Source organism: Spirillospora sp. NPDC049024 (assembly GCF_040649235.1).
Classification (GTDB): domain Bacteria; phylum Actinomycetota; class Actinomycetes; order Streptosporangiales; family Streptosporangiaceae; genus Spirillospora.
In genome coordinates this window covers 40,315-66,968 of record NZ_JBEZFD010000027.1, presented here as the reverse complement: position 1 = coordinate 66,968, position 26,654 = coordinate 40,315, and the positions used below count along the sequence as shown (strand labels likewise).

Sequence of the window (26,654 nt, the reverse complement as noted above, 5' to 3'; positions counted from 1 at the left end):
GGCGATGAGCAAACGCACCCTCGGCCCGGCCAGCGTGCAGGCGGAACCGCCGCTCGCGCCGGACTCGATCCCGGTCACCCGGTACGCGGGCGTGGTCCGCCGCCACCTGGTGGCGCTGCTGATCGCGCTGCTGGCCGGGGGCGCCGTCGGGATCGTGAAGATCGTGCTGACGCCGACGACCTACACCGCGCAGATCTACGTGCTGGCGCCGCCGGTCGCGCTGCGGCCGCCCATCGAGATCGGCTCGGCGATCGACACCGACACCCGCCGTCCCCGCGAGACGACGATGGACACCGAGGCCCAGCTCGTCTGGTCGCACGCGGTGCTGTCCAGGCTGAAGACGCGGCCCGGCTTCCGGGCGTCCGACGCCGAGCTGCGCGACCGCATCGGCCTGACGGTGCCGTCCAACACCCACGTGCTCACGATTTCGGTGCGGGCCGGCACGCCGCGGACCGCCCAGGACGGCGCCCGCGTCGTCGCCGACACCTACCTGGCGCTGCGGACGCGGATCATGGGCCAGGTGCTGGAGCGCAACCGGCAGGCGCTGGAGCAGAACGCCGAGCTGCTGAAGAAGCAGCTCGCGGCGCTTCCCGGCGACGAGGAGGAGCTGCGCCGGCTCACCGCCCGCACCCGCCGCCAGGCGCTGGTGAAGCAGATCCGCGACGTGGAGAAGCAGGTCGCGGCCATCAAGAGCAAGCAGGAGCAGCCCGGCGAGGTGCTGCGCGGCGCGCCGCTCCCCCGGGTGGGCGACGACCCCGGCCGCGACGTCGCGGGCGCGACCGGTATCGGCCTCGGGCTGCTCGGCTGGCTCGGCTACGTCGCGATCCGCGAGACGCGGCCGCGCCGCATCCGGCGCCCCGCCGACCTGCGGCTGCACAGCCGGCTCCCGATCATGGTGGAGGGCTCGGCGCTCGGCGGCGGGCACCGCGAGGTCTCGCGGCGGCTGCGCAACCTGGTCTTCGACGCCGACGCCACCACCGTGCTGGTCACCGGGGTGCCGGGCTCCGCCGGCACCGAGGTGGCCTACGAGCTGGCCGAGCTGTGCACCGAGGGCGGCTCGCCGACGACGGTGCTGCGCATCGTGGCCGACGGCGAGGAGATCCGCGAACCGCGGGCCGCGGCCGGGACCGGCCGCTCGTTCGACGTCCGGCTGGTGCGCAGCGACGACGACCGGCAGCTCACCCGCGCCGTCGACAAGGCGGGCCGCGTCTCGCGCATCGTCGTCATCACCACCCCCGACATCAACGGCGCGGACACCATCGCCGCGGCCGGGGCCAGCGACGTGGCCCTGGTCGTGGTCGAACGCGGACGGGCCCTGGACCGCGAGGTCGCGAGCGGGGTGCTGGCCCTCGACCAGGCCGCCACCCCCGCGCGCGTGATCGTGCTGACCGCTCCCGCCTTCGACGGGCCCGACTCCCCGGCGCAGCGGCACGCCCCCCGACGGACCCCTGCCCGCGCCGGCGCCCCTGGACGAGGTTGACATGAACGGAACCGTCTTCTTGCAACGCGCGGTTAAAGTCGTGATGAACACTCCGCCTAGCACGATTCTGATCGATGAGGGAGATCGTCGTGGGAGCTGACCAGACGGCCGACCCCCAGGGAGGCCAGCTGTTCTCCCTGGTCCGGCGCTATCTGGGGGCGCTGATCGTGCTCGCCCTGCTCGGCACCGGGGCCGGCGTCGCCCTGGAGATCCTTGTTCCGCCGCCGTTCAAGGCGACGGCGACCGTGCTGGTCAGCCCGCTGGAAGGCAACCCGTACTCGCCGGAGGGCCGCGGAGACGACCTGGTGAACCTGCAGACGGAGGCGCAGCTGGTCGCCACCGACAGCGTCGCCAAGATCGTCGAGAAGAAGCTCGGGCGCGAGGCGGAGGGCGACATCGGCGTCTCCGTCCCGCCCAACACCCAGGTGCTGAACCTGACCTACACCGCGAGCAGCTCCGGCAACGCCCGCGCGGGCGCGCAGGCGTTCGCCGACGCCTACCTGGAGTACCGCACGCAGCGCGCGCAGGCCGTGGTGAACAACCAGCTCGCCAAGCTGAAGGCGCAGTCGGCCCGGGTCGAGCGCCTGCTCCAGCGGGCGAACAACGAGCTGGCGGCGTCCTCCGGCTCCCGGCGCGCCACCCTCCAGCAGCGCGTCACCGCCTACACCAACCAGCTCGGCGTCATCGACGAGCAGTCCAACGACATCGCCAGCACCCCCATCGACCCCGGCCAGGTCATCACCCCCGCGGACGCGCCGAGCGGGCCGGGCATCATGCGGCCCGCGATGTACGGCGCGGTCGGCCTGGCGCTCGGGCTGGTCGCCGGGTTCGTGATCATGCTGCTCCGGGAGCGGCTCAACCAGCGGCTGCGCAACGCCGAGACGATCGAGGGGCTCGGCGTCCGGACGCTGTCCACGATCCCCTCGGGCGGCCCGGCCGGTGACACGCTGGCCCTCGTCAGCGCGCCCAAGAGCCCGGTCGGCGAGGCGTACCGACGGCTGCGCGCCGCGGTCGTGGCGACCGCGCCGCAGACCCCGGTGGCGCTGCTGGTCAGCAACGCCACCCCCGGCGGCAGCGCCCGGCTGGCGAGCGCCAACCTCGCGGTCTCGCTCGCCTTCGCCGGCGCGAAGACCATCATGATCGACGCGACCACCGAGGACGCCGACGTCAGCACCCTGTTCGGCGCCCGTCCGGGCGGCAAGGGGCTGTCGGACACGCTGCTCAGCGGCACCGACCCGGCGACCCTGCTGATCCACACCGACTCGCAGCTGCGGCTGCTGCCGCGCGGCCCGCGGGCCCGCGAGGCCGCGCACCGGTTCAGCGGCCCGCGGATGCGCGAGACCGTGAAGGTGCTGCGCCGCCGCAGCGAGTACCTCATCGTGAACGCGGCGAGCCTGCACGACGCCGACGCGCAGGCGCTGTGCACCTTCGTCGACGCGGTCGTGCTCGTGATCAACCAGGGCGTCACGACCCGCGAGGAGCTGCGGCAGGCGTACGTGGAGGCCGAGCGCGCCGGCGTCACGGTGCTCGGCGCCCTGCTGGAGCCGCCGGAGCCGCGGGGCGGGCGCGGGTCCCGCCAGGCTCCCGCCCGCCAGTCCCGTCCTCCGCAGGGCGGTGAGGGCCGGGGCGCCGAGACCCGCCACCCTGAGACGCGCGGGGGCGGCAAGCGCCGCGCCCCGGAGGCCCCCCTCGCGTGGGCCGACGACCAGCCGCGCGTTCCGCAGGACGAGGCCGACGAGGACCCGGCCGACCCCGGAACCCTCGTCACGCAGGCACTGCCGCAGGTCAAGCAGCCGCCCCGGCCGGGCGAGGCGCGCCCGGCGGCGGCTCCGCGGCGCGGTGCGCCGCAGCCGGAGGCGCGGCGGCGCCCCCTCCCGCCCGCGCTCGACCCCCCGTCCGGGCCCGGCAAGCCCGTCGCCCCCAAGCCCGTCTCCCCCACGGACGTCACCCAGGGCACGGGCGCGGCGCGTCCGCGCCCGGTCGCGCCGTCCGACGCCGAGCCCGCCGAGCCGGCCGACCCGGAGACCGAGGCGACGCTGGAATCCGCCTCGACGCGGACGCAGGAGGACATCTCCAAGTACATGCCGCCGGAGCTTCCGGAGGACGGCGCCGACGGGACGCCCCCGGCGGGATCGGGAGACGCGGCCCCGGAGGTCGCGCCCCGCTACGGCAAGAAGCCGCACAGGGCCGGCCGGCATGCCGGGCCCTGAATCCGGCGGCGCCGAGGCGGACGACCCGAAGTCCCCGGCGGCCGACGGGCCGAAGCCCCAGGCGGCCGGGCCGAACCTGAACAGGCTGGCCAGGGGCGGCGCCCTGAACCTCGTCGGCGCGGCCGTCGCGGGCGTCCAGGGCCTCGCGCTCGTCTTCCTGGTCGCGCACCTGTACTCGCAGCGGATCGCGGGCACCTTCTTCGCCGCGACGTCGCTGTTCATCATCCTGCAGGCCGTGTCGGGCCTCGGCACGGACGCGGGCCTGCTGCGCTGGCTGCCCCGCCACCTCGCGCTCGGCGACCGCGCCGCGGCGCGGCGGACGGTGCCGGTCGCGCTGGTCCCGGTCGCCGCGACGGCGCTGCTCGCGGGCCTCGTGCTGGCCCTCACCGCCCCGTGGACGGCGGGCCACATCGGCGCCGACGACCCCCACCAGGCCGTGGGCATGGTGCGGGTCCTGGCGCTGTTCCTGCCCCTCGCCGGGGCGCACGACGCGCTGCTCGCCGCGACCCGCGGCCACGGCTCGATGCGCCCCACCGTCCTCGTCGACAAGATCCTGCGGCAGACGCTCCAGGTCGCCGGGGTCGTCGTGGCGGCGCTGCTCACCGATGACGCGGTGTGGCTCGCGCTGGCGTGGGCGGCGCCGTACCTGCCGTGCCTCGCCGTCGCGGGCCTCTGGTACCTGAAGATCAGCCGCCGGAGTCGTGCCGGGACGCCGGTCGCCGCGGTCGACGAGCCCGCGTCCGGGTGGCGTCCGCTGGCGGGCGACTTCTGGCGGTTCACGGCGCCGCGCGCGTTCGCGCAGATCTGCCAGACGGCGTTCCAGCGCGCCGACATCGTGCTCGTCGCCGCGCTCAGCTCGCCCCGCGAAGCGGCGATCTACACCGCCGCGACCCGGTTCATCGTGATCAGCCAGCTCGTCACCCAGGCCGTGCAGAACGTCATGCAGCCCGCGGTGAGCCGGCTGATGGCGCTCGCCGACCGCGCGGGCGCGCAGCGGGTGTTCGCGGTGTGCGCGTCCTGGAACCTCGCGCTCGCCTGGCCGGTGCACCTGTCGATCGCGGTCGGCGCGCCGGTGTACGTCGGCTCCTTCGGTCCCGGCTACCGCGGGACGGGCGAGGTCGTCACGGTGATCCTCGCGATGGCGATGCTGGTCGCGACCGCGACCGGCGCCCGCGACGTGATGCTGCTGATGGCGGGCCGCAGCGGGCTCAGCCTGGTCAACCAGAGCGCCGCGCTCGGGGTGAACCTGGTGCTGAACGTGCTGCTGATCCCGCCGTTCGGGATCGCCGGGGCGGCGATGGCGCGGGCGGCCGGGCTGCTCGTGCGGACGCTGCTGGCCCTGGTCCAGGTCCGCAGGATCCTCGGCATGACCCCGGCGAGCGCGGGGCTCTTCTGGGCGGGCGGTTCGGCGCTGGTCGGCTTCGCGGCGGTGCCGCTGGCCGTCCGGCTGGCCGCCGGTTCCGGCGAGGCCGCCCTCGCCGCCGGGCTCGTCCCGGGCGCGCTCCTGTACATCGCCCTCCTCTGGGTCGGCCGCGAGCGGCTGTCCCTCACCGCCTTCGCCTCCCTGCTGCCGGGGAGGCGCGGCCGCACCGCACCCGCGGGCGCCACCGCGTCCCCCGCCACCGACCCGACACCTGCCAGGAGCATCCATGCCCACGGGAATTGACCAAGTGCGCCGCAAGTCCCGCGCGGTGCTTCGCAAGAGCGGCCTCGCCCCCAGCGGCCCGGTCTACGGGCGGCTGGTCGACGCCGGGCGCTCGCTGCCGATCCCGGCCGCGGCCCGTGTCGCGGTGTCGACCGCCGTGCTGCGGCGCCCGTGGAAGGTGCCGGTCCGGTTCGACCAGTTGCTCGTCGGCGCGCAGGGCGGCTGGACGGCCCGCGAGTTCGCCGACCGCACCGACGACCTGCTGTGGCCGTCCACCCCGTTCCTCGACGGCCCGCACGTCGGGCTGCTGCGGCTCGCCGACGAGCGGCCGGAGCTCACCGACGCCGACATCCTCGCCAGCGGCTACGGCCGGCTCGGGCTGCGCTGCATCGAGGCGGGCGGCGACTACTTCGGCGCCACGGACGAGGCGGGCGTCCTCGCCGCCGCCCGCGTCTTCATCGCGCGGTACCGGGGCGAGGAGGCGCCCGGCGCGGCGCCCCGCCCGCAGCAGAGCGGCCCGCAGGACCCGGTGCTCGTCGCGCCCGTCCGCGGCTCCGACCAGTACCAGATCCTCGACGGCCACCACCGGCTCGCCATCGCCGCGATGAGCGGTGCCGACGGCGCCAACGTCGTCGCCAAGTGGCTGCCCGTCACCACGCCCCTGCAGGACCTCCTGCTGAAGATGAGCTGGCTCGACGGCACCCACGAGCTCTACCAGCCGATCGACGCGCCCGAGCTCAGGACCGGCTGGACGACCGTCCGGCAGTGCACCGACCGGCTCGCGAAGATGGACGCGTTCCTCGGCGAGCGCGGCCTCGCCGGAGGCCGCTACCTGGACGTCGCGAGCTGCTACGGCTGGTTCGTCGCGAAGATGGCCGAGCGCGGCTTCGACGCCGAGGGCATCGAGCGCGACCCGCTGGCCGTCCCGCTCGGCCGCGCCGTCTACGGGCTTCCGGAGGGCGCGATCTCCACCGGCGACTGCGTCGAGTTCCTCGGCGGGCACGACGCCGGCCGCTGGGACGTGGTGTCCTGCTTCAGCCTCCTGCACCACTTCGTCCTCGGGCGCGGCTCGGTCAGCGCCGAGGAGCTGATCCGGCTGCTGGACCGCGCGACCGGCCGGGTGCTGTTCTTCGACACCGGCCAGGACAACGAGGCGTGGTTCGCCGAGTCGCTGCGCGGCTGGGACCCCGCCCGCGTCGCGCGGTTCCTGCGGGAGAACACCGGCTTCGACGAGATCATCGACCTCGGCCCCGACGACGACGCCCGCCCCCCGTACGAGGACAACTACGCCAGGCACCTGTTCGCCTGCGTCCGCGCGGCGTGACCCCGGCACGCCGCTCGGTCGCCGCGCTCGCCGCCGTCCCGGTGCTGCTGGCCGCGGCGGCGTGCGGAGGGTCGGCGGCGCCCGCCGGGGAGCCGCTGGTCTCTCCGCCGCCCGCCGCCGGTTCGGTGGACGGGCCGAGCGGCGCCGTGTGGACGAGCGGCCTCAACGCCGACGGGCAGCTCGGCCGGACGGGAGCGGCCGCCGATCCCCGGCTCGGCCCGGTGACCGGCGCCGGCGGCCGGGGCCGGCTCGACCGCGCCGTCGCCGTCGCGGGCGGCGGCCGCCACTCGCTGGCCGTCCTCGACGGCGGCGAGGTCGTCGCGTGGGGCGCCAACGACGACGGCCAGCTCGGCGACGGCACCACGCGGGACAGCGGCGTCCCCGTCCCCGTCCGCGCGCCGGACGGGCGTCCCGGCCGGCTGGACGACGCCGTCGCGGTCAGCGCCAACAACGACTTCTCCATGGCGCTGCGCAAGGACGGCACCGTCGTGACCTGGGGCGAGTCGTCGTCCGGGCAGCGCGGCACCGGCGAGCGCAGGGCCCCGCTCGTCCCGACGACCGTACGGGCGCCGGACGGGCGCGGGCCGCTCAGCGGCGTGACGGCGATCGCGGCGGACGGGCACACCGAGCTGGCGCTCCTCGGCGACGGGCGGGTGCTCGCGTGGGGCGCCAACGCCTACGGCATGGTCGGCGACGGCACCCGCGAGGACCGGGCCCTGCCCGTGCCGGTGCGCGGCCTGGACGGCGCCGCGCGGTTGGACGGCGTCGTCCGCATCGCGATCGGCGGCCAGCACGGGCTGGCGCTGCTGCGCGACGGGCGGGTCGCCTCTTGGGGGCACAACGAGCTCGGCCAGCTCGGGGACGGTTCGCGCCGGGACCGGCTCACGCCCGCCCTCGTCTCGGGCGTGGGCGGCAAGGGCGTCCTCGACGGGGTCGCCGCGGTCGCCGCGGCGGAGAAGCACAACTACGCGCTCCGCAAGGACGGCACCGTCGTCGCGTGGGGCAACAACACCGCGGGCCAGCTCGGGGACGGCACGGTGCGGCCGAGCACCGTCCCCGTCACCGTCGTCGGACGCGGCGGCCCGAAGCTGCGCCGCGCCACCCGGGTGTTCGCGGGCGAGGCCTACGGCGCCGCGATCCTCGCCGACGGGACCCTGCTGACCTGGGGCGCGGGCGGCAGCGGCCAGCTCGGCTCCGGGAAGAGGACCCCCCGCAGCCGCCCCGGCACGGTGATGACGGCCGAGGGCACGCCCCCGCCCGACGCCCTGTCGATAGGCGTCGGCGAACGCCACCTAATCCTGCTGACGAAGCCCTGAGCGCCCCTCAACTCAGCCCGGAGCCTCTACAAGCCCTCAGGGGGTCTTGGGCGGCTCGGGGGTGGTTCCGCCGGGCTCAGAGCCGCCTGCGGGAGGCTGCGAGCCGCTCGCGGGGGGCTGGGTTCCGGACGCGGGGGGCTGGGATGCGGCGGCGCCGGGGGCCGGGGCTCCGGTCGGGGCTCCGGCGGGTGCCGGGGTCGCGGAGCGGCGGCGCCACAGCAGGAACCCTGCCCCGGCGGCGGCCACGACCACCGCGCCGCCCCCGCCGAGCAGGTACGGCATGGCCGAGCCGTCGTCCTTCTCCGGGACCTCCGCGCCGGCGGCGGGGCCGGTCGGCTGCGACTGGGCGAGCGTCCGCTCCTCTTCCTGCTCCTGCTTGGCCGACGCCTCGGGGGCGGGCTTGCCGTTGTTGCCGGGCTTGCCGGGCTTCGGCGGCGCGTACTTCGACTCCGGGAGCGTCTGCACGAACTTCAGCAGGGCGAGGTCGGGCTTGCCCTTGCTGCCCTTCACGGCCCCGTCGTAGATGGTCTTCACCCGGGCGGCCGGAAGCGCCGTGGAGGACACCCGCAGCTGGTCGCCGGCCAGCACCGCGTAGGTGCCCTTCCGCTTCATCAGGCCCGGGAGCTGCCTCAGCACCTGCCCCGCGTCGTCGCCGGGGGGAAGGATCGCGATGAAGACCGCGACGGACCGGCCCTGCGCCGAGCGGAGCAGCTCCTGCGCGCCGTCCGACTGGTAGTACTTGGCGTGGGAGTCGACGTAGTAGCCGCTCTCGCTGATGCCCTCGGCGACCGCGTCGAGGTCGACGCCCGCGAAGGCGGGCGCGGCGGTCATTCCGAACGCCGGCGCCAAGGCCAGCGCCAGCGTCCCGGACGCGACGATGCGGCGCGAGAAGTGGTTCACGGAAGAGGCTCCTTCAACGCTGAGATGGCCATTGACATTACCGGCGCGACGTGGGTCAAGGTGGAGAAAGCCGGGGAATCGGCATAGCCCGTCAGATGCCGCGGCCCCGGGTGTGCAGGGCCAGCAGGACGCGCTTGCCGGACACGACCCCGGACGCCACGGCCAGCGCGAACGGGACGCGGCGCTCGGCCGGGTTCGCCTTCAGGGCACGCGCCGACCAGCGCAGCGCGTCCTTGCGGCGCCCCACGGTCGCGCAGCCGAAGGCGAGCTGCCCGTAGACGCGCCCGGCCGCGCCCGGCTCCTCGGAGATCTCCGGGTAGTGCTCCAGGAACCACTCCAGCGCGGCCACCTTCGTCTCCCACGCCTGCGCGTAGTACGACGTCAGCCCCCACAGGACCCGGACGTACGGCTCGTCGACGTTCAGCACCGGGTGGCGGCGGGCGGCGCGGAGCGCGAGGTCCCAGTCCTCGCCCTGGCTGCCGGGGATCGACTCGTCCACCATGCCGATCTCGATGAGCGGCTCGCGGCGCGCCACGTAGGTGGAGGAGTGGACGCTCATCATCCGGTCGCGGATCAGCGCGTCGTAGGTGACCCGGTCCGTGCCGGCCAGCCGGGGCAGCTCCCGCCCGTCGAAGTCGATCAGGATGCCGGAGCTGCACAGCACGGCGTCCGGCTCGCCCTCCAGGGCCTTCACCTGCGCGGCGAGCTTGCCGGGCAGCCACAGGTCGTCGTCGTCGCAGAACGCGACCAGGTCGGTCCCGAGGGCGAGGACGCCGGAGTTGCGGGCGCCCGCGAGGCCCGGCGCCCGGGTGTTGCGGATGACCTCGACGCGGTCCCCCGCGAGGGACATGTCGGGTTCGGCCCGGTCGAAGACGACGACCGCGCGCACCTCGCCCTCGTAGTCCTGCGCCAGCACCGATTCCAGCGCGCGGCGCAGCAGCTCCGGCCGGTTGTGCGTGGGGAGCACGACTCCGACGGACGGGGGCATCGAGGGCCTGCCTTGTCGTAGGGGTTCGAGGGGGTCGGAGGGAATTCTGGGGGACGCGGCCGCGGGGCCGGGCGGGCCCCGCGGCGAACGGTCAGCGCGCGCCGGTGATCATCCCGGCGGCGACGGTGTTGTTGGTGGCCTCGTCGATCAGGATGAAGCCGCCGGTGAGGCGGTTGCGGCCGTAGTCGTCGACGAACAGCGGCTGCGTCACCCGCAGGGAGACGCGGCCGATCTCGTTCAGGCCGAGGGCCGCCGCCTGGTCGTCGCGGTGCAGCGTGTTGACGTCCAGCCGGTAGTGCAGCTCCTTCACCATCGCCTTCGCGGTGCGGGTCGTGTGCTTGATGACCAGCTTCGTGCGCGGGGTGAGGGTGCGGTCCGGGGTCATCCAGCAGACCATCGCGTCGATGTCCTGCGCGGTCTCGGGCCGGTTGTTCGGACGGGCGATCATGTCGCCGCGGGAGATGTCGATGTCGTCGGCGAGGCGCAGCGTCACCGACATCGGCGCGAACGCCTCCGCCACCGGCCCGCCCGGCCCGTCGATGTGGGTGATCGTCGTGGTCAGCCCGGACGGCAGGTGCACCACCTCGTCGCCCGGCTTCAGCACGCCGCCCGCGACCTGGCCCGCGTAGCCGCGGTAGTCGTGCAGCTCGGGGTCCGTGGACGCGTGCGGGCGGACCACGTACTGCACCGGGAACCGCACGTCGATCAGGTTGCGGTCGGAGGCGATGTGCACGTGCTCCAGGTGGTGCAGCAGCGACGACCCCTCGTACCACGGCATGTTCACGCTGCGCTCGACGACGTTGTCGCCGTGCAGCGCCGAGATCGGGATGAACGTCAGGTCGGTGACCTCCAGCTTGGAGGCGAACGCCGTGAACTCGTCCACGATCCGCTCGTACACGCCCCGCTCGTAGTCGACCAGGTCCATCTTGTTGATCGCCACGACCAGGTGCGGGACCTGGAGGAGCGTGGTGAGGAACGCGTGCCGGCGCGACTGCTCCAGGATGCCCTTGCGGGCGTCCACCAGGATGATCGCCAGGTCGGCGGTGGAGGCACCCGTCACCATGTTGCGGGTGTACTGGATGTGCCCCGGGGTGTCGGCGATGATGAACTTGCGGCGCGGCGTCGCGAAGTACCGGTACGCCACGTCGATGGTGATGCCCTGCTCCCGCTCGGCCCGCAGGCCGTCGGTCAGCAGCGCCAGGTTCGTGTACTCCTCGCCGCGGTCGGCGCTGGTCTTCTCCACCGACTCCAGCTGGTCCTCGAAGATCGACTTGGAGTCGAACAGCAGCCGGCCGATCAGCGTGGACTTGCCGTCGTCGACGCTGCCGGCGGTCGCGAACCGCAGGAGGTCCATCGTCTTGGCCGACGGGGCCGTGGCCGGCCGGGACTCGGCGGGCCGGTCGTTCGCGCTGGCCATCAGAAGTAGCCCTCCTTCTTGCGGTCCTCCATGGCGGCCTCACTGGTGCGGTCGTCGGCGCGGGTCTGGCCGCGCTCGGTGATCCGCGTCGCCGCGATCTCCTCGATCACCTCGTCCAGCGTCTCCGCGTTCGACTTCACCGCGCCCGTGCAGGACGCGTCCCCGACCGTCCGGTACCGGACGGTCGCGGAGAACTCCGGCTCGTCGTCGCCGCGGTTCGCGAACCCCGTCTCGGCGTCCAGCAGCAGCCCGTCCCGCTCGAACACCCGCCGGGTGTGCGCGAAGTAGATCGGCGGGAGCTCCAGCTCCTCGCGGCGCACGTAGTCCCAGATGTCGAGCTCGGTCCAGTTCGACAGCGGGAACACCCGGACGTGCTCGCCCTGCACGATCTTGGTGTTGAACAGGTTCCACAGCTCCGGGCGCTGGTTCTTCGGGTCCCACTGGCCGAACTCGTCCCGGAAGGACACCACCCGCTCCTTGGCGCGGGCCTTCTCCTCGTCACGCCGCGCGCCGCCGAACGCCGCGTCGAACTGGTGCTGCTCGATCGCGTCCAGCAGCGGCGTGATCTGGAGCCGGTTCCGGGACGCGCGGCGGCCCTTCTGCTCCACCACCCGGCCGCTGTCGATCGCGTCCTGCACCGAGGCCACGATCAGCCGGACGCCGAGCTCGGCGACCCGGCGGTCGCGGAACTCGATCACCTCGGGGAAGTTGTGGCCCGTGTCGACGTGCATCACCGGGAACGGGATCGGGGCGGGCCAGAAGGCCTTCTGGGCGAGGCGCAGCATCACGATGCTGTCCTTGCCGCCCGAGAACAGCAGCACCGGCCGTTCGAACTCGGCCGCCACCTCTCGGAAGATATGGATCGACTCGGCTTCGAGGATGTCCAGCTGGGACAGCAGGTAATCGTAACGCTGCATGGTCTGGGGCTCTTTCCACGCTGTTCTGGCAGATGCAACCGGTGGCACGGCGGCCGGCTCTCGCCGGTTCGGTCCCGCCCTGGGACGGATCGTCAGGGCAGCGTGCCGCTCACTTCCCGGATGCCGGTCAGCAGCGTCGATGCCGACCCGGGATGGCACACCAGGATATCCGGGAGCCGGGGGTCCTCCCGGTTGTAGCGGAGCGGCGACCCGTCGACGCGGGACGCGTGCGCCCCAGCGCCGAGCGCCACCGCCGCCGGGGCGGCGGAATCCCACTCGTACTGGCCGCCCGCGTGCACGTAGGCGTCCACCTCGCCGAGCAGCACCGCGGAGATCTTCGCGCCGGCCGACCCGATCGGCACCAGCTCCACCTCCGGCTCGATCGCCTCCGCCAGCCGCCGCACGAACTCCGGCGGGCGCGTGCGGCTCACCGCGATGCGGAGCTTGCCGGCGTCCGGCGCCGGGACGTTCAGCGGGACCTCGCGCGGCGGCGGCGCGGCGGCGGACCCGCTCCCGCCCGTGACCGGGTCGGCGCCGGTGAGGTCCGTCCGGACGAGCGAGGCGCCGCCCGTCGCGTCCGTGCGGAGGACGAGGCCCTGCGCGGGCAGCGCCACGGCCCCGGCGGCCAGGCGGCCGGCTCCGGAGGCGTCCCGCTCCCACAGCGCCACGTGCACGGCCCAGTCGCGGCGGCCCTCCTCGGAGAACTCGCGGGTGCCGTCCAGGGGGTCGACGATCCACACGCGGGAGGCCGTGAGCCGCTCCGCGTCGGCGGTGTTGCGGGTCGGGGCGCGGTCGTCGTCCTTGGAGCGCTTCCCCGCGACCGAGGACCGCCCCTCCTCGGACAGGACGGCGTCGCCGGGACACCGTTCGGCCAGCGCCGCCATCAGGTACTCGTGCGCGCGCAGGTCGCCGGTGTCCTTCAGGGCCTTCGCGTCGGCGAAGCCCGTCTCGTCCCGCACGCCCAGCAGCAGCCGGCCCGCCTCCCCGGCGAGCTCGGCCGCGAGCGAATGATCGTCTACCGTCCCTGACTCGGTCATCTGTAGATCACATTCCCGACTCGACTGGTCTGCTCGGTCCACTTTCTCATGCGGCGCGCCCGGTCCACCGGGCCAGGTCCCGGTCAGCGGCCCGCCCGGAACGGGCCCGGGGCCGCCTCTGGTACGGCGCGGAGGACGGCGGGCGGGCCGCTCAGTACGCGCCGGATCCGCGGAACACCGCCGACCACGTCTTCCACATGATCTGCAGGTCCAGGGCCAGGCTCCAGTTGTCCACGTACCGCAGGTCGAGGCGGACCGACTCCTCCCACGACAGGTCCGAGCGGCCGCTCACCTGCCACAGCCCGGTCAGGCCCGGCTTGACCACCAGCCGCCGGTAGACGTCCCCGCCGTACTGGGCGACCTCCTCCGGAAGCGGCGGGCGCGGCCCCACCAGCGACATCTCGCCGCGCAGCACGTTGATCAGCTGCGGCAGCTCGTCCAGCGAGTACCGGCGCAGCCGGCGCCCCACCCGCGTCACCCGCGGGTCCTGCCGGATCTTGAACAGCACCCCGTCGTTGTCGTTCGCCGACAGCAGCTCCATCCGCCGCGCCTCGGCGTCGGCGACCATCGTGCGGAACTTCAGCAGCGTGAACTCCCGGCCCCCGCGCCCCACGCGGGTCTGCCGGAACAGCACCGGGCCCTCCCCGGACATCTTGATCAGGACGGCGATCAGCAGCAGCAGCGGGCTCAGCGCCACCAGCCCGCCGAGCGCGACCACCCGGTCCACCAGGCCCTTGAGCACCTTGCGGCCGCCGTCCAGCTCCGGATGCTCCACGTGCAGCAGCGGCAGCCCCGACACCGGGCGGATCGAGATCCGCGGGCCGGTCACGTCCATCAGCGCGGGCGCCACGACCAGCTCGACGTCGTTGCGCTCGATCTGCCACGCCAGCCGGCGCAGCGCCACGCCGTCCATCTCCGGGCACGCCAGCACGGCCACCGAGTCGGCGCCGATCCGCTCCGCGACCGCCGCCGCCTGGCTGAAGTCGCCCAGCACCGGGACGCCCTCCACCTCGGCGACCGCGTCCTCGCCCGCCGCCAGCGCCGGGGGCAGGCACACCGCGGCGATGTCCATCCCGTGGTAGCGCTTCTTCTGCAGCAACCGGATCAGGTCGGACACCGATGTGCGGTGCCCCACCGCGACGACCCGCCGCATGTACTCGCCGTGCCAGCGCTTCTTGTGCAGCCACTTGCGCAGCCGGTAGCGGGCCAGCAGCGCCAGGAACGTCCCGAGGGGCAGCGCCATCACCACGTAGCCGCGCGCGACGTCGGTCTTCGTGGCGTACGCCACGATCGCGACCACCGCCGTCAGGATGAACCCGGCGCGCAGCACCCGGTGGAACTCCTCGTAGCCGACGCCCACGTACCGCGGCTGGTACGCCCGGCACAGCACCAGCGTCGGCAGCCACAGCACGGGCAGGGCCACGGTCAGGACCACGTACGGCGCGTCGAGCTCCGTCGGGACGCCCGGGAACCTGAGCACGAAGGCGATGACGCCGGCCATCAGCATGCTGGCGAAGTCGAGGCCCCGCGCGAGCCGGCGGTAGGTCCTGCTCCAGTTCGGCGACGACGCGCGCTCGTGCTCATGGCGGATCGATGACTCGGTCTGGACCTTGTCAACGACGGCCATAAACCACTCACCAATCCCCTGTAACGCGCGCCCCGTCAGCGCGATTCACACCGAAGACGGTTGAGCGCAGCCTGAGGTTCACACGAAAGCCCGAACCTCAATCGACCTGCATCTTACGGCCGCTTTGCCGTGGTCACGGGGGAAACGCGGACACCACCCCACCAATGCATACAAACGCGGGCGAACGCGTACGAATAAGCACCTCGCGTACCCTTGATCACCATACGCACGGCGACCGCCCGGTCGCGGAACGGCGTCCGGATCCGGTCATCCGGCATGATATTCATCCGGCATGGAAATGACCGCGCATCGCGTCATCCGGCATGGAAGGCGTTCTGCGCCGCGGCCAGTCCGTCGGACAGCAGCGCCTCGACCGCGTCGGCCGCCCGGTCCACCTCGAAGCCGAGCTCCTTGCGCTCCGCCGCGGAGAAGTCCTTCAGCACGAACGCCGCCGCGTCCATCCGCCCCGGCGGCCGCCCCACCCCGAACCGCACGCGCAGGTAGTCCTTCGCGCCCAGCGACTTGGTGACGGACCGCAGCCCGTTGTGGCCGTTGTCGCCGCCGCCCTGCTTCAACCGGACCGCGCCGAACGGGATGTCCAGCTCGTCGTGGACGACGACCAGCCGCTCCACCGGCACCTTGTAGAAGTCCCGCAGCCCCTTCACCGGACCGCCCGACTCGTTCATGAACGAACGCGGCTTCGCCAGCACCACCCGCGCCCCGGCGAGACGGCCCTCCAGCACGTCCGCCCGCGCCCGGTGCGACTTGAACCGGCCCCCGGCGCGCTCCGCGAGCACGTCCAGCACCATGAACCCCGCGTTGTGCCGGTTCTTCGCATACGACGGCCCCGGGTTGCCCAGCCCCACGACGAGCCAGAGATCCGCGTCCACCCGCACTCCTCACACACGCGAACACGGCCTCCGCCGGTGCGCACACCCGCGGAGGCCGTGGAAGTACCGTGCGGCCCGCCGTCCGACGCGGCCGCGCGCCGGGCCGCGAGGGCCCGGCGGCGCCGCCGTCACTCGGCGGCGGCCTCGCCCTCGGCCTCGGAAGCCGCGGCCGCGGCCTCGGCCGCCTCGGCCGCCTCGGCCTCGGTCTCCGTCGCGCCCGCCGACGCCGTCGCGTCGGCGATCTGCAGGACGAGGGCCTCGGCGTCGACCTGCAGCGTCACGCCCGACGGCAGCTTCAGGTCGCCGGCCAGCACCTGCGTGCCGACCTCGAGGCCCTCGATGGACAGGTCCACGGCCTCGGGGATCTTCGTCGCCTCCGCCTCGACCGACACCTGGACCAGCTCCTGCTGGACGACGCCGCCCGGGACGACGTCGCCGACCAGGTTGACCGGCAGCTCGATGACGACCTTCTCGCCGCGCTTCACCAGCAGCAGGTCGACGTGCTCCAGGAACCCCTTGACCGGGTCGCGCTGGACGTCCTTCGGCAGCGCCAGCTCGGCGCCGCCGCCGAGGCCCTCGATGGTCAGCAGCACGTTCGGCGTCTTCAGGGCCAGCATCAGGTCGTGGCCCGGCAGCGAGATGTGCTGCGGGTCGGTGCCGTGACCGTAGAGGACGGCGGGCACCTTGCCGGCCCGGCGGGTGCGCCGCGCGGCACCCTTACCGAACTCGGTGCGCGGCTCGGCGGCAATGCGTACCTCGGACACGGCGAAAACTCCTCGTTGTTGCGATCCACGGCCGTCCGCCATCGGACGTCCGCTACGGACAGAGCGTTGCGATCCTCGCGCGCCGTCGAAGGCGGGCGCGCTCAAAGATTCGTTTGCGTTCCCCGGGGAGTGCGGCCCCTGCGCCGGCACCGCACTTGAACGTCCTGGGGCATACGCGGTTGCACAAGTCTAGCCCAACACGGCAACGCCCAACGCCAAGGCCCTGCCGACGCCATGGGCGCCGCCGCGCCCGTCGCGCCCATGCCGGAACCGATCCCGGTGCCTCGCGCCGCGCCGGACGACGCGGCCGGAACGAGGGCCTAGCTGTGGCCGCCGAAGAGGCTCGTGACCGAGCCGTCGGAGAACACCTCGTTGATCGCCCGCGCGACCAGCGGAGCGATCGACAGCACCGTGAGCTTGTCGAACTGCTTCTCCTCCGGGATCGGCAGCGTGTTCGTCAGCACCACCTCGGAGATCCGGGAGTTCTTCAGCCGGTCCACCGCCGGACCCGACAGCACGCCGTGCGTCGCCGCCACGACCACCTTCGTCGCGCCCTGGTCGAACAGCGCGTCCGCCGCCTTCACGATCGTCCCGCCGGTGTCGATCATGTCGTCCACCACGACGCAGGTGCGGCCCGCGACCTCGCCGACGACGTCGAACACCTTGACCTCGTTCGCCACGTCCGGGTCGCGCTTCTTGTGGATGATCGCCATCGGGACGCCGCCCAGCCGGTCGCTCCACCGCTCGGTGACCCGCACCCGGCCCGCGTCCGGCGCGACCACCGTGACCTGGGAGGTGTCCAGCCGGCTCTCGAAGTGCCTGGCCAGCAGGTCGAGCGCGAACAGGTGGTCCACCGGGCCGTCGAAGAAGCCCTGGATCTGCGCGGTGTGCAGGTCCACCGTGATCAGCCGGTCGGCGCCCGCCGTCTTGAACAGGTCGGCCATCAGCCGCGCCGAGATCGGCTCGCGGCCGCGGTGCTTCTTGTCCTGCCGGGCGTAGCCGAAGAACGGCGCCACCACCGTGATCCGCTTGGCCGACGCGCGCTTCAGCGCGTCCACCATGATCAGCTGCTCCATGATCCACTGATTGATGGGAGCCGTGTGACTCTGGACCACGAACGCGTCGGAGCCGCGCACCGACTCCAGGAACCGCACGAACGTCTCGCCGTTGGCGAAGTCGTAGGCGGACGTCGGCGTCAGCTCGACCTGGAGGTTGTCGGCTACTTCCCTGGCCAGGTCAGGGTGGGCTCGGCCGGTGAAGAGCATCAGCTTCTTCTGGCCGCTCGTTTTGATCCCACTCACCTCTGACAACTCCCCCTCAATGGAACTATGCCCTACATGTGGGTGGTTGTCCCCACTACCCGCGCGCCAAAGAGTCCGGTGCGCGGTCGTCTTGTGACCGAGCCGCTCTCACGTCGGGCGGCTCTCTGTTGTTCCGGAAGACGCCGTCGTCCTCCACCTCCCCGCCCTGCGGCGGGGCAGTCCTCATCGGGCGCGCTACCGCGCGCCCTCCTCGCCCTCCCGGGCACGCCGGGCCGCCTCGGCCGCGGGCGTTCCCGCCCGCCTGCGCTCGACCCAGCCCTCGACGTTGCGCTGCCGCCCCCGCGCGACCGCCATGGCCCCCGGCGGGACGTCCTGGACGATCACCGAGCCGGCCGCGGTGTAGGCGCCGTCCCCGATCGTCACCGGCGCCACGATCATGTTGTCGCTGCCGACCTTCACATGGGAGCCGATGACGCTGCGGTGCTTCTGCACGCCGTCGTAGTTGACGAACACCGAGCTCGCGCCGATGTTCGAGCCCGCGCCGATCTCGGCGTCGCCCACGTAGGTCAGGTGCGGCACCTTCGTGCCCTCGCCGATGTCGGCGTTCTTGGTCTCGACGTACGTCCCGATCTTGGCCTTGGGCGCCAGCCGCGTCCCGGGCCGCAGATAGGCGTACGGCCCGACCGACGCCTCCGGCCCGATCTCCGCTTCCACGCACACCGCGTTGGTCACCGACGCGCCGGCGCCGACCACCGTGTCGGTCAGCGTGCAGCCCGGGCCGATCCGCGCGCCCTCGCCCAGATGCGTCCGGCCGTGCAGCTGCGTCCCCGGGTGGATCTCGGCGTCCGGCTCGGCGGTCACCTGCACGTCGATCCAGGTGGACGCCGGGTCGACGATGGTGACGCCGGCCCGCATGTGCGCTTCGAGGATCCGGTCGTTCAGCTGCCTGCGCGCCTGCGCCAGCTGGACCTTGTCGTTGACGCCCTGGGTCTCCACCCAGTCGGCGGCCAGATGCGCGCCCGCCCGGTGGCCGTCGCCGCGCAGGATCGCCACCACGTCGGTGAGGTACTCCTCGCCGCCCGCGTTGTCGGTGGTCACCCGCTTCAGCGCGTCCGCCAGGAGCGCGCCGTCGAACGCGTACATGCCGACGTTGATCTCGCTGATGGCGCGCTGCTCTTCGGTGGCGTCCTTGTGCTCCACGATCGCCTCGGCGCTGCCGTCCGCCGCCCGGACCATGCGCCCGTAGCCGGTCGCGTCGGGCATCTCGGTCGTCAGCACGGTGACGGCGTTGCCCTCGTCCTCGTGCGCCTCGACGAGCGCCCGCAGCGTCTCGCCCCGCAGCAGCGGATGGTCGCCGTTCGTCACCACGACCGTCCCGTTCAGCGCGCCCGTGTGCTCCAGCGCCATCCGCACGGCGTGGCCCGTCCCGCCCTGCTGCTCCTGGACGGCGGCCTCCGCGTCCGGCGCGTGCTCGGCGAGGTGCTCGACGACCTGCTCGCGCCGGTGCCCGACGACCACGACGAGCCGCTCGGGCTCCAGCTCGCGGGCGGCGGCCAGCACGTGGCCGAGCATGCTGCGCCCGCACAGCTCGTGCAGCACCTTCGAGGTACGGGACTTCATCCGGGTGCCCTCGCCCGCGGCGAGGACGATGACGGCGGCCGGGCGGCTCGCAGCGCTCACAAGGAGGCTCCTCGGCATCGCGGACGGGGATCGGTCGCGGGCCCGCCCACCTGCGACATCACGACACGGCAGGCCGGGGCGAACCCGACACGGGCAGGATACCGCCCGCCCCGCTCCTGTCACCCCATCACCCACCCGAGGGCCACCCCTCGGGACATTTCCGACAGCTCCGCCGCCAGGACTCGAACCTGGACTCTTCTGAACCAAAATCAGCTGCGTTACCCGTTACGCTACGGCGGACCAGCAGGGCTCATCGCCATCGCGAGGGCGCCTGCAAGGGCCCACGATACCGGTGCGGGCCGCACGACCCCACACTTATTGCCTTCGCCCGCCGCGGTCGGCGAGGACCTTGCCGAGCACCTCATCGGAACGGCTGATCAGACGAGCCTCGGCACCCTCGGTCCCGAGCATGGCACCGTAGGCCCACCCCTCGATGCGCCGGTAGAGCTCGGCGCTCTTGTTCGCGGAGATCTGCAGGCAGCCCCGGTACTCGTCGACGAGGTTCTTCCGCACGCTCTTGGGGTTGTGGCGCTTGATGACGGGCTTACGGAACTCCTCGGCCGGGTACCCGATCAACTCCGACCACCAGTCGGCGGCCGCCTCGACGTCGGCCGTCTCGTGAATGTGGAGCCTGATCCGCAAGTGCTCCCGACGCACTTCGGCGACCTCCAGGAACCGCATGAAAAGGAGGATCAGGGCCGGATCGCTGTTGATGAACGACACCCGTTCCCTGCGCTTGTAGATCTTGTCCTTCTCACCCTCACACCAGGAGGCGAGCGCGCCCGCCATGAGAATGTCGCGCTCGTCTCTCTCGCCGATCTCCCGGCAAGCCTTGAGCTTGGTCTCCTGGCGCTGCTGCTCGCGAGCGATGTGGAGGGGCTCCCAGCGCGACCTCCACATCGCAGCGATCCGCTCCTGGGAATACCCCTTCCGGGGCGGCTCGGGCAGATGCCGTAACCACAGCGAGCAGGCGCTGATCGAGATGTTGAGGGAGCCCGCGATCTCGCGGTAGGTCCAGCCTTGGCGGCGGAGCTCGATGGCCTTGGGCTTGAGCTTGTCTCGGATCTCGTCCGGCATCGGTCCACTCATGCATGAACCGTACCAGCGACTTTAACTTTCCGTAGTTGGATTATTACTATTAGCGGCGACAGGTCTGGAGTGGTTTGTTCGGGTTGGTTTAGAACGTGTGTCATCGAGCAAGCAAACTGCGTGCCGAGCGGCCAGGGCCCGGTCGAGCGGCGCACCGGTCTCCGCGGAGGCGCGGCGGTAGGCGAGGCCGGAGCAACCGACTCCGGAGGCGCCAACCGCGATCCGGCGAGGGAGCACTTCGCACGGCGCGTACGGTCAGGGCGAGGGCCCACGCCCGACCGTCCTTCCGCGGCGGCTCGCCAACCCTCCGTTCCGCAAGAGAGTTATGTGGCCGAAGAGGCAGTTTCCCGCTCATTTTACGGTTCAGCTCTGCACAACCTACGGTCTCGTAGGTTACGTTGGCGTAGGTAAGGCTGCCCGAGTCACAGGAAGTGATGACGCATGACAACCGCTCCGACGATGGATCCGCCCCGCCCGCAGCGACGTCCCGAACTCGCGCCCCAGAAGCGCGGCAACGCGGAACGGGCGCTGGTCGCCGTGTTCACCGCGGTGCCCTTCCTGGCACTGTTCGCCGCCGTCCCGCTGGCCTGGGGCCGGTTCCTCGGCTGGACGGACGTCGCGCTCATGGCCGTCTTCTACCTCCTGTCGGCCGGGGGCATCACGGTCGGCTACCACCGCTACTTCACCCACGGGTCCTTCAAGGCCACCCGCGGCCTGAAGATCTTCATGGCGCTGGCCGGGAGCCTGGCCATCGAGGGTCCGGTCATCACGTGGGTCGCCGACCACCGGCGGCACCACAAGCACTCGGACAAGGAGTTCGACCCGCACTCGCCGTGGCGGTTCGGCGACGACTGGAAGGCGCTGGCCAAGGGCCTCGCCTGGGCGCACTACGGGTGGCTGTTCGACGCCAACCGCACCTCCAAGCAGCGGTTCGCCAAGGACCTGCTCAACGACCCCGACATCCGGCGCATCCACCTGGCCTTCCCGGGCCTGGTCGCGGTGTCGTTCCTGCTCCCGGCGGTGATCGGCGGGCTCGTCACCATGTCGTGGGCGGGCTTCCTCACGGCGCTGTTCTGGGCCGGGTTCGTCCGGATCACGATGGTCCACCACGTCACGTGGTCCATCAACTCGATCTGCCACACCTTCGGCAAGGAGGAGTTCGAGGTCCGGGACAAGTCGCGCAACGTGTGGTGGCTGGCGATCCCGTCGCTGGGCGAGTCGTGGCACAACCTGCACCACTCGGACCCGACCTGCGCGCGGCACGGCGTGCTGAAGGGGCAGGTCGACATCAGCGCGCGCATCATCTGGATGTTCGAGAAGCTCGGTCTGGCCCGTGACGTCCGCTGGCCGAACCAGGAGCGGCTCGCCGCCAAGCGCACGAAGCAGGCGGCTTGACCGCCACAATTGATCCTGTGACAGAACCCGTTCCCAGGATCCGCAGGAAGCGGATGACCGGCAAGGAACGCCGCGAGCAGCTCCTCGAGATCGGCCGGACGCTGTTCGCCGAGCGCGGCCTGGACGGCACGTCGGTCGAGGAGATCGCGTCGGCCGCCGGGGTGTCCAAGCCGGTGGTGTACGAGCACTTCGGCGGCAAGGAGGGGCTCTACGCGGTCGTCGTCGACCGGGAGTTCGAGCGGCTGCTGGGGCTCGTCACCGACTCGCTGAACTCGGTGGTGCACTACCGGAGCAAGCTGGAGAAGGCGGCACTGGCGCTGCTGGAGTACATCGAGGAGCGGCCGGACGGGTTCCGGATCCTCGTCCGCGACTCGCACGGCGGGACGGGGACCGGCAGCTACGCGAGCCTGCTGAGCGAGATCGCGGGCGAGGTCGAGTACATACTGGCGCAGGAGTTCGACCGCCACGGGTACGACGACAAGTTCGCGTCGCTGTACGCGCAGAGCCTGGTGGGCATGGTGGCGCTGACGGGCCAGTGGTGGCTGGACGTCCGCAAGCCGCGCCGCGAGGACGTGGCCGCGCACATCGTGAACCTGGCCTGGAACGGGCTGTCCGGGCTGGAGCCGAGGCCGTCGCTGGATCCGCGCCGGCGCCGCAAGGAGATGGAGCGGCAGGAGAAGCGCGCGGAGAAGGCCGCCGCGAAGGCGGAGCGGGCCGAGGAGAAGGCCGCGGCGAAGGCGGAGAAGGCCCAGCGGCGGGCGCGGCGCGACTTCGAGGAGCTCGCGGACCCGTCAGCCTGACGGCCGCAGGAACTCCAGCCGGTTCCCGACGGGGTCGTCGGCGTAGAAGCGGCGGTGGCCCGGGAACAGGTCGTCGGGCGTGACGTCATGGCCGGCGGCCCGCAGGCGGGCCGCGAGGGCGTCGAGGTCGTCGACGAGCAGGCCCGGGTGGGCCTTGCGGGCGGGCCGGAAGCCGGGCTCGATGCCGAGGTGGAGTTCGACCCCGGGGCCGCGGAACCAGGCTCCGCCGCGCTTGGCGAGTTCGGGCGGTTTGGGGACCTCTTCGAGGCCGAGGACGCCGCCGTAGAAGGCGCGGAGCCGGTCCTCGCTGCCGGGCGGTGCGGCGAGCTGCACGTGGTGGACGCCGGTGATCATGGTTGCCTCCGGACGTGGCGCGCCGGCGGCCTTCCGGAGTTCGTCCGGAAGGCCGCCGGCCGGGGTCGCCGGTCTCGGGTCGCGAGCCGGGTCGTACGGACGCCGCCCGTCCGCCGGAGGTGGCGCACCGCAGGGGAACAGAGTCGCTTCCCTCGGGCAGGCGGGCGGCGTCCCGTCTAGGGGTCGTTCCTGGTCGCGATCACGAAGATCCTCCGGAACGGGAACACGGTGCCGTAGGGAGCGGCGGGATAGGCCCGCCTGAGCCTCTCCCGGTACTCGGCGAGGAACTCGTCGGCCTCGTCGGGGCCGAGTGCGGTGAGGACAGGCCGCAGCGCGGTGCCCTTGACCCATTCGAGGACGGGGTCCTCGCCCTGGAGCACCTGGATGTAGGTGGTCTCCCAGGCATCGACGGCGCATCCGAGGCGGGCCAGGAGGTCGAGGTAGCCGGCGGAGTCGAGGACGGGTGCGTCGTGCTGCAGGTGCGCGAGCCTGCCGCCCCACTTCGGGGATCGGCCCATCTCGCGCAGCAGGACGTGGCTGGGCGCGTCGAAGTTGCCTGGGACCTGAAAGGCGAGGCGTCCGCCGGGGGCGAGCGCGTCGACCCACCGTGGCAGCAGGTCGGGGTGCTCGGGGACCCACTGCAGGACGGCGTTGGAGATGACGAGGTCGACCGGGTGCTCGGGCTCCCAGGCGGCGACGTCGGCGACGCGGAAGGCCAGCCGTCCCGGGATCTCGTGCTCGCGCGCGGCGGCGATCATCTCGGGGGAGCTGTCGAGGGCGTCGATGACGGCGCCCGGCCAGCGGGCGGCGAGGGTGGCGGTGAGTTCGCCGCTCCCGCAGCCGAGGTCGGCGACGCGGGCGGGCGGGGGGCCGCCGAGCCGGCCGGCGAGTTCGTTGAAGGGCCTGGCGCGCTCGTCGCCGAAGACCCCGTACTGCGCGGGGTCCCACACGGCCGCGGTTTCTCTCGACATCAAGAGACATGATGCCCCGCCGCTATCTTGATGTCAAGAATCTTGTGGCGTGTCACCGCGACCCGGTCGCCTGACTGATGCGCCCGCGCGGAGCGGGCTCTTAGGCTCACCGCCATGACAGACGACGAGAACGGCTGGGCGCTGGCGCTCGGCCCTGGCGGCCCGGTCGGGACGGCGTGGCTGATGGGGCTGGCGGCGGGGCTGCGCGAGGCGGGCGTGGAGCCGGCGGACGCGGGGGTGGTCGTCGGGACGTCGGCGGGCGCCATCGCCGGAGCCGCGATCACCACGGGCCGGGACCTGGCGGCGCTGGCCGAGCTGCCGCCGCCGAGCGAGCCGCCCGCGCCGGTGGACGGCTCGGTGATGGCGCGGGTGTTCGAGGTGGGCGGCACGCCGGGACTGGAACCGGACGAGGCCAGGCGGCGGATCGGGCGCCTGGCGCTGGACGCGGCGGCGCCGCCCGCGGAGCGCCATCGCGCGAGCATGCGGTACCTGGTCGGCACGGACGCGTGGCCGGGCACCCGGCTGCTGATCACCGGGGTGGACGCCGTGTCGGGCGAACCGGTGCTGTGGGACGCGTCGAGCGGCGTCCCGCTGACGCTGGCGGTGGCCGCGAGCAGCGCCGCGCCCGGGTTCTGCGAGCCGGTGCCGATCGGCGGGCGCCGCTACATGGACGGCGCGTTCAGCGGATGGTCGGACGCGGAACTGGTGAAGGGGGCCGGGCCGCTCGTCGTGGTGGAGCCGATGCCCCGGGGCGGCGGCGGTGACGTCCGGATCGTCCCGGACGAGCGGGCGCTGGAGGCGTTCGGGCCGAACCTCGGGGACCGGTCGCGCTGGGCGCCGGTCTACCGCGAGGGGGTCCGGCAGGCGCCGGAGGCGGCGGAGCGGATCGCCGCGGCGCTGGGCGCCCGGCGCTGATCCCGCACCCACCTTTCTCGATATCAAGACAGGTAGGGTGTCGGCATGCGCGATGAGGTCGACAGGCTGGTCGAGGCGTGGAACACCGAGCGTCCGGACCTGGACGTCCGGCCGCTGCAGGTCCTCAGCCGCGTGTCCCGGCTGGCCCGCCACCTCGACCGCGCCCGGCGCGCCGTCTTCGCCGACCACGACCTGGAGTCGTGGGAGTTCGACGTGCTCACCGCGCTGCGCCGGGCCGGCGCCCCCTACCAGCTGAGCCCCGGCCGCCTGCTGCACGCGACGCTGGTGACGTCCGGCACGATGACGAACCGCATCGACCGGCTGGCGGCGGCGGGCCTGGTCGAGCGGCACCCCGACCCGCAGGACAAGCGCGGCGTCCAGGTCCGCCTGACCAAGGCGGGCCTGACCCGCGTCGACGCCGCCTTCGCCGACCTCCTCCGCCGCGAGCAGGCGATCCTGGAAAGCCTCTCCCCCGACCAGCGCGACACCCTCGCCGGCCTCCTGAGAACCCTCCTCATCCCCTTCGACGCGTGACTCCCCGAGTTCAGGGGGTCAGGGCGCTTTCCAGGGCGGCGGCGAGGGCGCAGAGGTGTTCTTCGGCGCCGGCGCGGCCGATCAGCTGGACGGACGTGGGGAGGTGCGAGCCGGGCATGGGGACGGGGAGGGCGAACGCGGGGAGGCCGGCCACGTTGATCTGGCCCACCAGGGCGGTGAGGACCAGGTCGGACTCGTCCGCATCGTCGGGTTCTGGCGGGAGGCACGTCAGGACGGGCAGGGCGATCGCGGTGTGCCGGGCGAGGATGGCGTCCAGTTCGGCCCTGATCGCCTTTCGCACGCCGAGCGCCCAGTCGAGCATCCCGGCCTCGGACACGTCGATCATGTGCTGGATGCGGCGGGCGATGCGTCCGCTCAGCTTGTCCGGTTCGGCGAGAAGGCGCCCGTTCTGGCGCGGGGCCTCGTCGCTGATGATGACGCCGTTGGCGGTGGCGGCGTCGGCGTAGTGCTCGGACGTGACGTCGGTGACGGGGCCGAGGCGGCGCAGGGCGTCGTCGACGGCGTCGTCGATCGCCGGGTCCGCGCCGTCCACGCGGAGGCGCGCGATCGTCCAGGACGGGTCGTAGTGGACGGGCGTGAAGCCGGGTTCGAGCAGGCGCATCCCGAGGACGACGGCGGCGACGTCGCGTCCCATCGGCCCGACGACGTCCAGCGTCGGCGACAGCGGGTAGACGCCGTGCAGGGGGACGCGGCCGTTCGTGGTCTTCAGACCCGCGATGCCGCAGCACGCGGCGGGGATGCGGACGGACCCGGAGGTGTCGGTCCCGAACGCCACGTCGGCCTCGCCGGTGGCGACGGCGACCGCGGAGCCGCTGGACGAGCCGCCCGGGACCCGCGACGGGTCGAGCGGGTTCACCGGCGTGCCCGTCCACGGGTTGACGCCGTCCGCGGCCATGCACAACTCGTTGAGGTTGGTCTTGCCGGCGATGCGGGCGCCCTGCGCGCGGGCGGACGCGACGACGGGCGCGTCCACCGCGGCGGGCTCGGCGCGTTCGGCGACCGCCTGGCAGCCCGCAGTGGTGGGCAGCCCGGCGACGTCGATCGCGTCCTTGACGGCGAGTCGCGGACCGTCGCCCGGCTCGTCCGTCTTCAGGATCCAGGTCGTCATCCAGGGATGA

23 protein-coding genes and 1 tRNA gene are annotated in these 26,654 nt (G+C 73.0%); 9 read left to right on the top strand and 15 right to left on the bottom strand.

What is annotated here, in order from left to right; translation table 11 throughout:
* Window positions 1-4 precede the first annotated feature (4 nt).
* The 5 genes from AB0C21_RS36645 (at window position 5) to AB0C21_RS36625 (ending at window position 7,975) form a co-directional block, all read left to right on the top strand.
* Window positions 5-1,480, top strand: a complete 1,476-nt coding sequence (locus tag AB0C21_RS36645; RefSeq protein ID WP_500210548.1) for a hypothetical protein — start codon at window positions 5-7, stop codon at window positions 1,478-1,480.
* Window positions 1,481-1,569: 89 nt separating this feature from the next.
* Window positions 1,570-3,690, top strand: coding sequence for a tyrosine-protein kinase domain-containing protein (locus tag AB0C21_RS36640; protein WP_500210547.1), 2,121 nt, complete (start codon window positions 1,570-1,572; stop codon window positions 3,688-3,690).
* Window positions 3,677-5,356, top strand: coding sequence for a lipopolysaccharide biosynthesis protein (locus tag AB0C21_RS36635; RefSeq protein ID WP_500210546.1), 1,680 nt, complete (start codon window positions 3,677-3,679; stop codon window positions 5,354-5,356). The genes AB0C21_RS36640 and AB0C21_RS36635 overlap by 14 nt, the downstream gene beginning before the upstream one ends.
* On the top strand, window positions 5,340-6,659 hold the full coding sequence (locus tag AB0C21_RS36630) for a ParB N-terminal domain-containing protein (protein WP_500210545.1): 1,320 nt from the start codon (window positions 5,340-5,342) through the stop codon (window positions 6,657-6,659). Before AB0C21_RS36635 ends, AB0C21_RS36630 begins: the two co-directional genes overlap by 17 nt.
* Window positions 6,656-7,975 carry an RCC1-like domain-containing protein gene (locus AB0C21_RS36625; RefSeq protein WP_500210543.1) on the top strand — a complete coding sequence of 440 codons (1,320 nt, stop codon included), beginning with the start codon at window positions 6,656-6,658 and terminating at the stop codon, window positions 7,973-7,975. The genes AB0C21_RS36630 and AB0C21_RS36625 overlap by 4 nt, the downstream gene beginning before the upstream one ends.
* Window positions 7,976-8,011: 36 nt before the next feature.
* Here the strand turns inward: AB0C21_RS36625 and AB0C21_RS36620 are convergent, their stop codons facing one another.
* The 12 genes from AB0C21_RS36620 to AB0C21_RS36565 all read right to left on the bottom strand — a co-directional run bounded on the left by AB0C21_RS36620 (window position 8,012) and on the right by AB0C21_RS36565 (window position 20,546).
* Window positions 8,012-8,875, bottom strand: a complete 864-nt coding sequence (locus AB0C21_RS36620) for a hypothetical protein (RefSeq protein ID WP_500210542.1) — start codon at window positions 8,873-8,875, stop codon at window positions 8,012-8,014.
* A gap of 91 nt (window positions 8,876-8,966) precedes the next feature.
* On the bottom strand, window positions 8,967-9,863 hold the full coding sequence (locus AB0C21_RS36615; RefSeq protein WP_149260970.1) for a glycosyltransferase family 2 protein: 897 nt from the start codon (window positions 9,861-9,863) through the stop codon (window positions 8,967-8,969).
* Window positions 9,864-9,954: 91 nt separating this feature from the next.
* Complete coding sequence (locus AB0C21_RS36610; protein ID WP_149261241.1) at window positions 9,955-11,217, bottom strand: sulfate adenylyltransferase subunit 1; 1,263 nt, start codon at window positions 11,215-11,217, stop codon at window positions 9,955-9,957.
* A 62-nt stretch (window positions 11,218-11,279) separates the two neighbouring features.
* On the bottom strand, window positions 11,280-12,197 hold the full coding sequence (gene cysD, locus AB0C21_RS36605; RefSeq protein WP_500210540.1) for a sulfate adenylyltransferase subunit CysD: 918 nt from the start codon (window positions 12,195-12,197) through the stop codon (window positions 11,280-11,282).
* 92 nt (window positions 12,198-12,289) lie between these two features.
* Window positions 12,290-13,234, bottom strand: a complete 945-nt coding sequence (locus AB0C21_RS36600) for a 3'(2'),5'-bisphosphate nucleotidase CysQ (protein ID WP_500210539.1) — start codon at window positions 13,232-13,234, stop codon at window positions 12,290-12,292.
* A 151-nt stretch (window positions 13,235-13,385) separates the two neighbouring features.
* A complete protein-coding gene (locus AB0C21_RS36595) occupies window positions 13,386-14,861 on the bottom strand; it encodes a sugar transferase (protein ID WP_500210537.1) in 1,476 nt (491 codons plus the stop codon).
* 314 nt (window positions 14,862-15,175) lie between these two features.
* Complete coding sequence (gene pth, locus AB0C21_RS36590; RefSeq protein ID WP_500210534.1) at window positions 15,176-15,751, bottom strand: aminoacyl-tRNA hydrolase; 576 nt, start codon at window positions 15,749-15,751, stop codon at window positions 15,176-15,178.
* 128 nt (window positions 15,752-15,879) lie between these two features.
* Entirely contained in the window at window positions 15,880-16,515 is a 636-nt protein-coding gene (locus AB0C21_RS36585; RefSeq protein WP_500210532.1) for a 50S ribosomal protein L25/general stress protein Ctc, read from the bottom strand.
* 320 nt (window positions 16,516-16,835) lie between these two features.
* The gene (locus AB0C21_RS36580) at window positions 16,836-17,816 is read right to left on the bottom strand and encodes a ribose-phosphate diphosphokinase (RefSeq protein ID WP_141578287.1); all 981 of its coding nucleotides are present in this window, start codon (window positions 17,814-17,816) and stop codon (window positions 16,836-16,838) included.
* 195 nt (window positions 17,817-18,011) lie between these two features.
* Entirely contained in the window at window positions 18,012-19,457 is a 1,446-nt protein-coding gene (glmU, locus tag AB0C21_RS36575) for a bifunctional UDP-N-acetylglucosamine diphosphorylase/glucosamine-1-phosphate N-acetyltransferase GlmU (RefSeq protein ID WP_500210530.1), read from the bottom strand.
* Window positions 19,458-19,624: 167 nt separating this feature from the next.
* Window positions 19,625-19,697: transfer RNA gene (locus AB0C21_RS36570), tRNA-Gln, on the bottom strand.
* A 75-nt stretch (window positions 19,698-19,772) separates the two neighbouring features.
* Window positions 19,773-20,546, bottom strand: a complete 774-nt coding sequence (locus tag AB0C21_RS36565) for a hypothetical protein (protein ID WP_500210529.1) — start codon at window positions 20,544-20,546, stop codon at window positions 19,773-19,775.
* Window positions 20,547-20,987: 441 nt separating this feature from the next.
* On the opposite strand from AB0C21_RS36565, the gene AB0C21_RS36560 reads away from it, so the two are divergent.
* Together AB0C21_RS36560 and AB0C21_RS36555 are read left to right on the top strand one after the other, a co-directional pair.
* Window positions 20,988-21,941 (top strand): acyl-CoA desaturase, encoded by a 954-nt coding sequence (locus AB0C21_RS36560; RefSeq protein WP_500210527.1) that lies wholly within the window; start codon window positions 20,988-20,990, stop codon window positions 21,939-21,941.
* Between the two features lie 17 nt (window positions 21,942-21,958).
* On the top strand, window positions 21,959-22,741 hold the full coding sequence (locus AB0C21_RS36555; protein WP_268843265.1) for a TetR/AcrR family transcriptional regulator: 783 nt from the start codon (window positions 21,959-21,961) through the stop codon (window positions 22,739-22,741).
* On the opposite strand, the gene AB0C21_RS36550 is transcribed toward AB0C21_RS36555, so the two are convergent.
* Both AB0C21_RS36550 and AB0C21_RS36545 read right to left on the bottom strand, forming a co-directional pair.
* Window positions 22,733-23,095 carry a VOC family protein gene (locus AB0C21_RS36550; protein ID WP_353818050.1) on the bottom strand — a complete coding sequence of 121 codons (363 nt, stop codon included), beginning with the start codon at window positions 23,093-23,095 and terminating at the stop codon, window positions 22,733-22,735. The two genes, AB0C21_RS36555 and AB0C21_RS36550, sit on opposite strands and share 9 nt — an antisense overlap.
* 176 nt (window positions 23,096-23,271) lie before the next feature.
* The gene (locus tag AB0C21_RS36545; RefSeq protein WP_500210526.1) at window positions 23,272-24,066 is read right to left on the bottom strand and encodes a trans-aconitate 2-methyltransferase; all 795 of its coding nucleotides are present in this window, start codon (window positions 24,064-24,066) and stop codon (window positions 23,272-23,274) included.
* Between the two features lie 114 nt (window positions 24,067-24,180).
* Here AB0C21_RS36545 and AB0C21_RS36540 point away from each other — a divergent pair, with 114 nt between their 5' ends.
* Both AB0C21_RS36540 and AB0C21_RS36535 read left to right on the top strand, forming a co-directional pair.
* Window positions 24,181-24,981 (top strand): patatin-like phospholipase family protein, encoded by an 801-nt coding sequence (locus AB0C21_RS36540; RefSeq protein WP_500210525.1) that lies wholly within the window; start codon window positions 24,181-24,183, stop codon window positions 24,979-24,981.
* A 45-nt stretch (window positions 24,982-25,026) separates the two neighbouring features.
* On the top strand, window positions 25,027-25,515 hold the full coding sequence (locus tag AB0C21_RS36535) for a MarR family winged helix-turn-helix transcriptional regulator (protein ID WP_500210523.1): 489 nt from the start codon (window positions 25,027-25,029) through the stop codon (window positions 25,513-25,515).
* A 10-nt stretch (window positions 25,516-25,525) separates the two neighbouring features.
* Here the strand turns inward: AB0C21_RS36535 and AB0C21_RS36530 are convergent, their stop codons facing one another.
* Entirely contained in the window at window positions 25,526-26,644 is a 1,119-nt protein-coding gene (locus AB0C21_RS36530) for an amidase (RefSeq protein ID WP_500210521.1), read from the bottom strand.
* Window positions 26,645-26,654 lie beyond the last annotated feature (10 nt).

Coding starts and splice junctions, on each gene's coding strand:
- AB0C21_RS36645 (WP_500210548.1), top strand. CDS start 5: ATGAGCAAACGCACCCTCGGCCCGGCCAGCGTGCAGGCGGAACCGCCG.
- AB0C21_RS36635 (WP_500210546.1), top strand. CDS start 3,677: ATGCCGGGCCCTGAATCCGGCGGCGCCGAGGCGGACGACCCGAAGTCC.
- AB0C21_RS36630 (WP_500210545.1), top strand. CDS start 5,340: ATGCCCACGGGAATTGACCAAGTGCGCCGCAAGTCCCGCGCGGTGCTT.
- AB0C21_RS36615 (WP_149260970.1), bottom strand. CDS start 9,863: ATGCCCCCGTCCGTCGGAGTCGTGCTCCCCACGCACAACCGGCCGGAG.
- AB0C21_RS36610 (WP_149261241.1), bottom strand. CDS start 11,217: ATGGACCTCCTGCGGTTCGCGACCGCCGGCAGCGTCGACGACGGCAAG.
- cysD (WP_500210540.1), bottom strand. CDS start 12,197: ATGCAGCGTTACGATTACCTGCTGTCCCAGCTGGACATCCTCGAAGCC.
- AB0C21_RS36600 (WP_500210539.1), bottom strand. CDS start 13,234: ATGACCGAGTCAGGGACGGTAGACGATCATTCGCTCGCGGCCGAGCTC.
- AB0C21_RS36595 (WP_500210537.1), bottom strand. CDS start 14,861: ATGGCCGTCGTTGACAAGGTCCAGACCGAGTCATCGATCCGCCATGAG.
- AB0C21_RS36565 (WP_500210529.1), bottom strand. CDS start 20,546: ATGAGTGGACCGATGCCGGACGAGATCCGAGACAAGCTCAAGCCCAAG.
- AB0C21_RS36560 (WP_500210527.1), top strand. CDS start 20,988: ATGACAACCGCTCCGACGATGGATCCGCCCCGCCCGCAGCGACGTCCC.
- AB0C21_RS36550 (WP_353818050.1), bottom strand. CDS start 23,095: ATGATCACCGGCGTCCACCACGTGCAGCTCGCCGCACCGCCCGGCAGC.
- AB0C21_RS36545 (WP_500210526.1), bottom strand. CDS start 24,066: ATGTCGAGAGAAACCGCGGCCGTGTGGGACCCCGCGCAGTACGGGGTC.
- AB0C21_RS36540 (WP_500210525.1), top strand. CDS start 24,181: ATGACAGACGACGAGAACGGCTGGGCGCTGGCGCTCGGCCCTGGCGGC.
- AB0C21_RS36535 (WP_500210523.1), top strand. CDS start 25,027: ATGCGCGATGAGGTCGACAGGCTGGTCGAGGCGTGGAACACCGAGCGT.
- AB0C21_RS36530 (WP_500210521.1), bottom strand. CDS start 26,644: ATGACGACCTGGATCCTGAAGACGGACGAGCCGGGCGACGGTCCGCGA.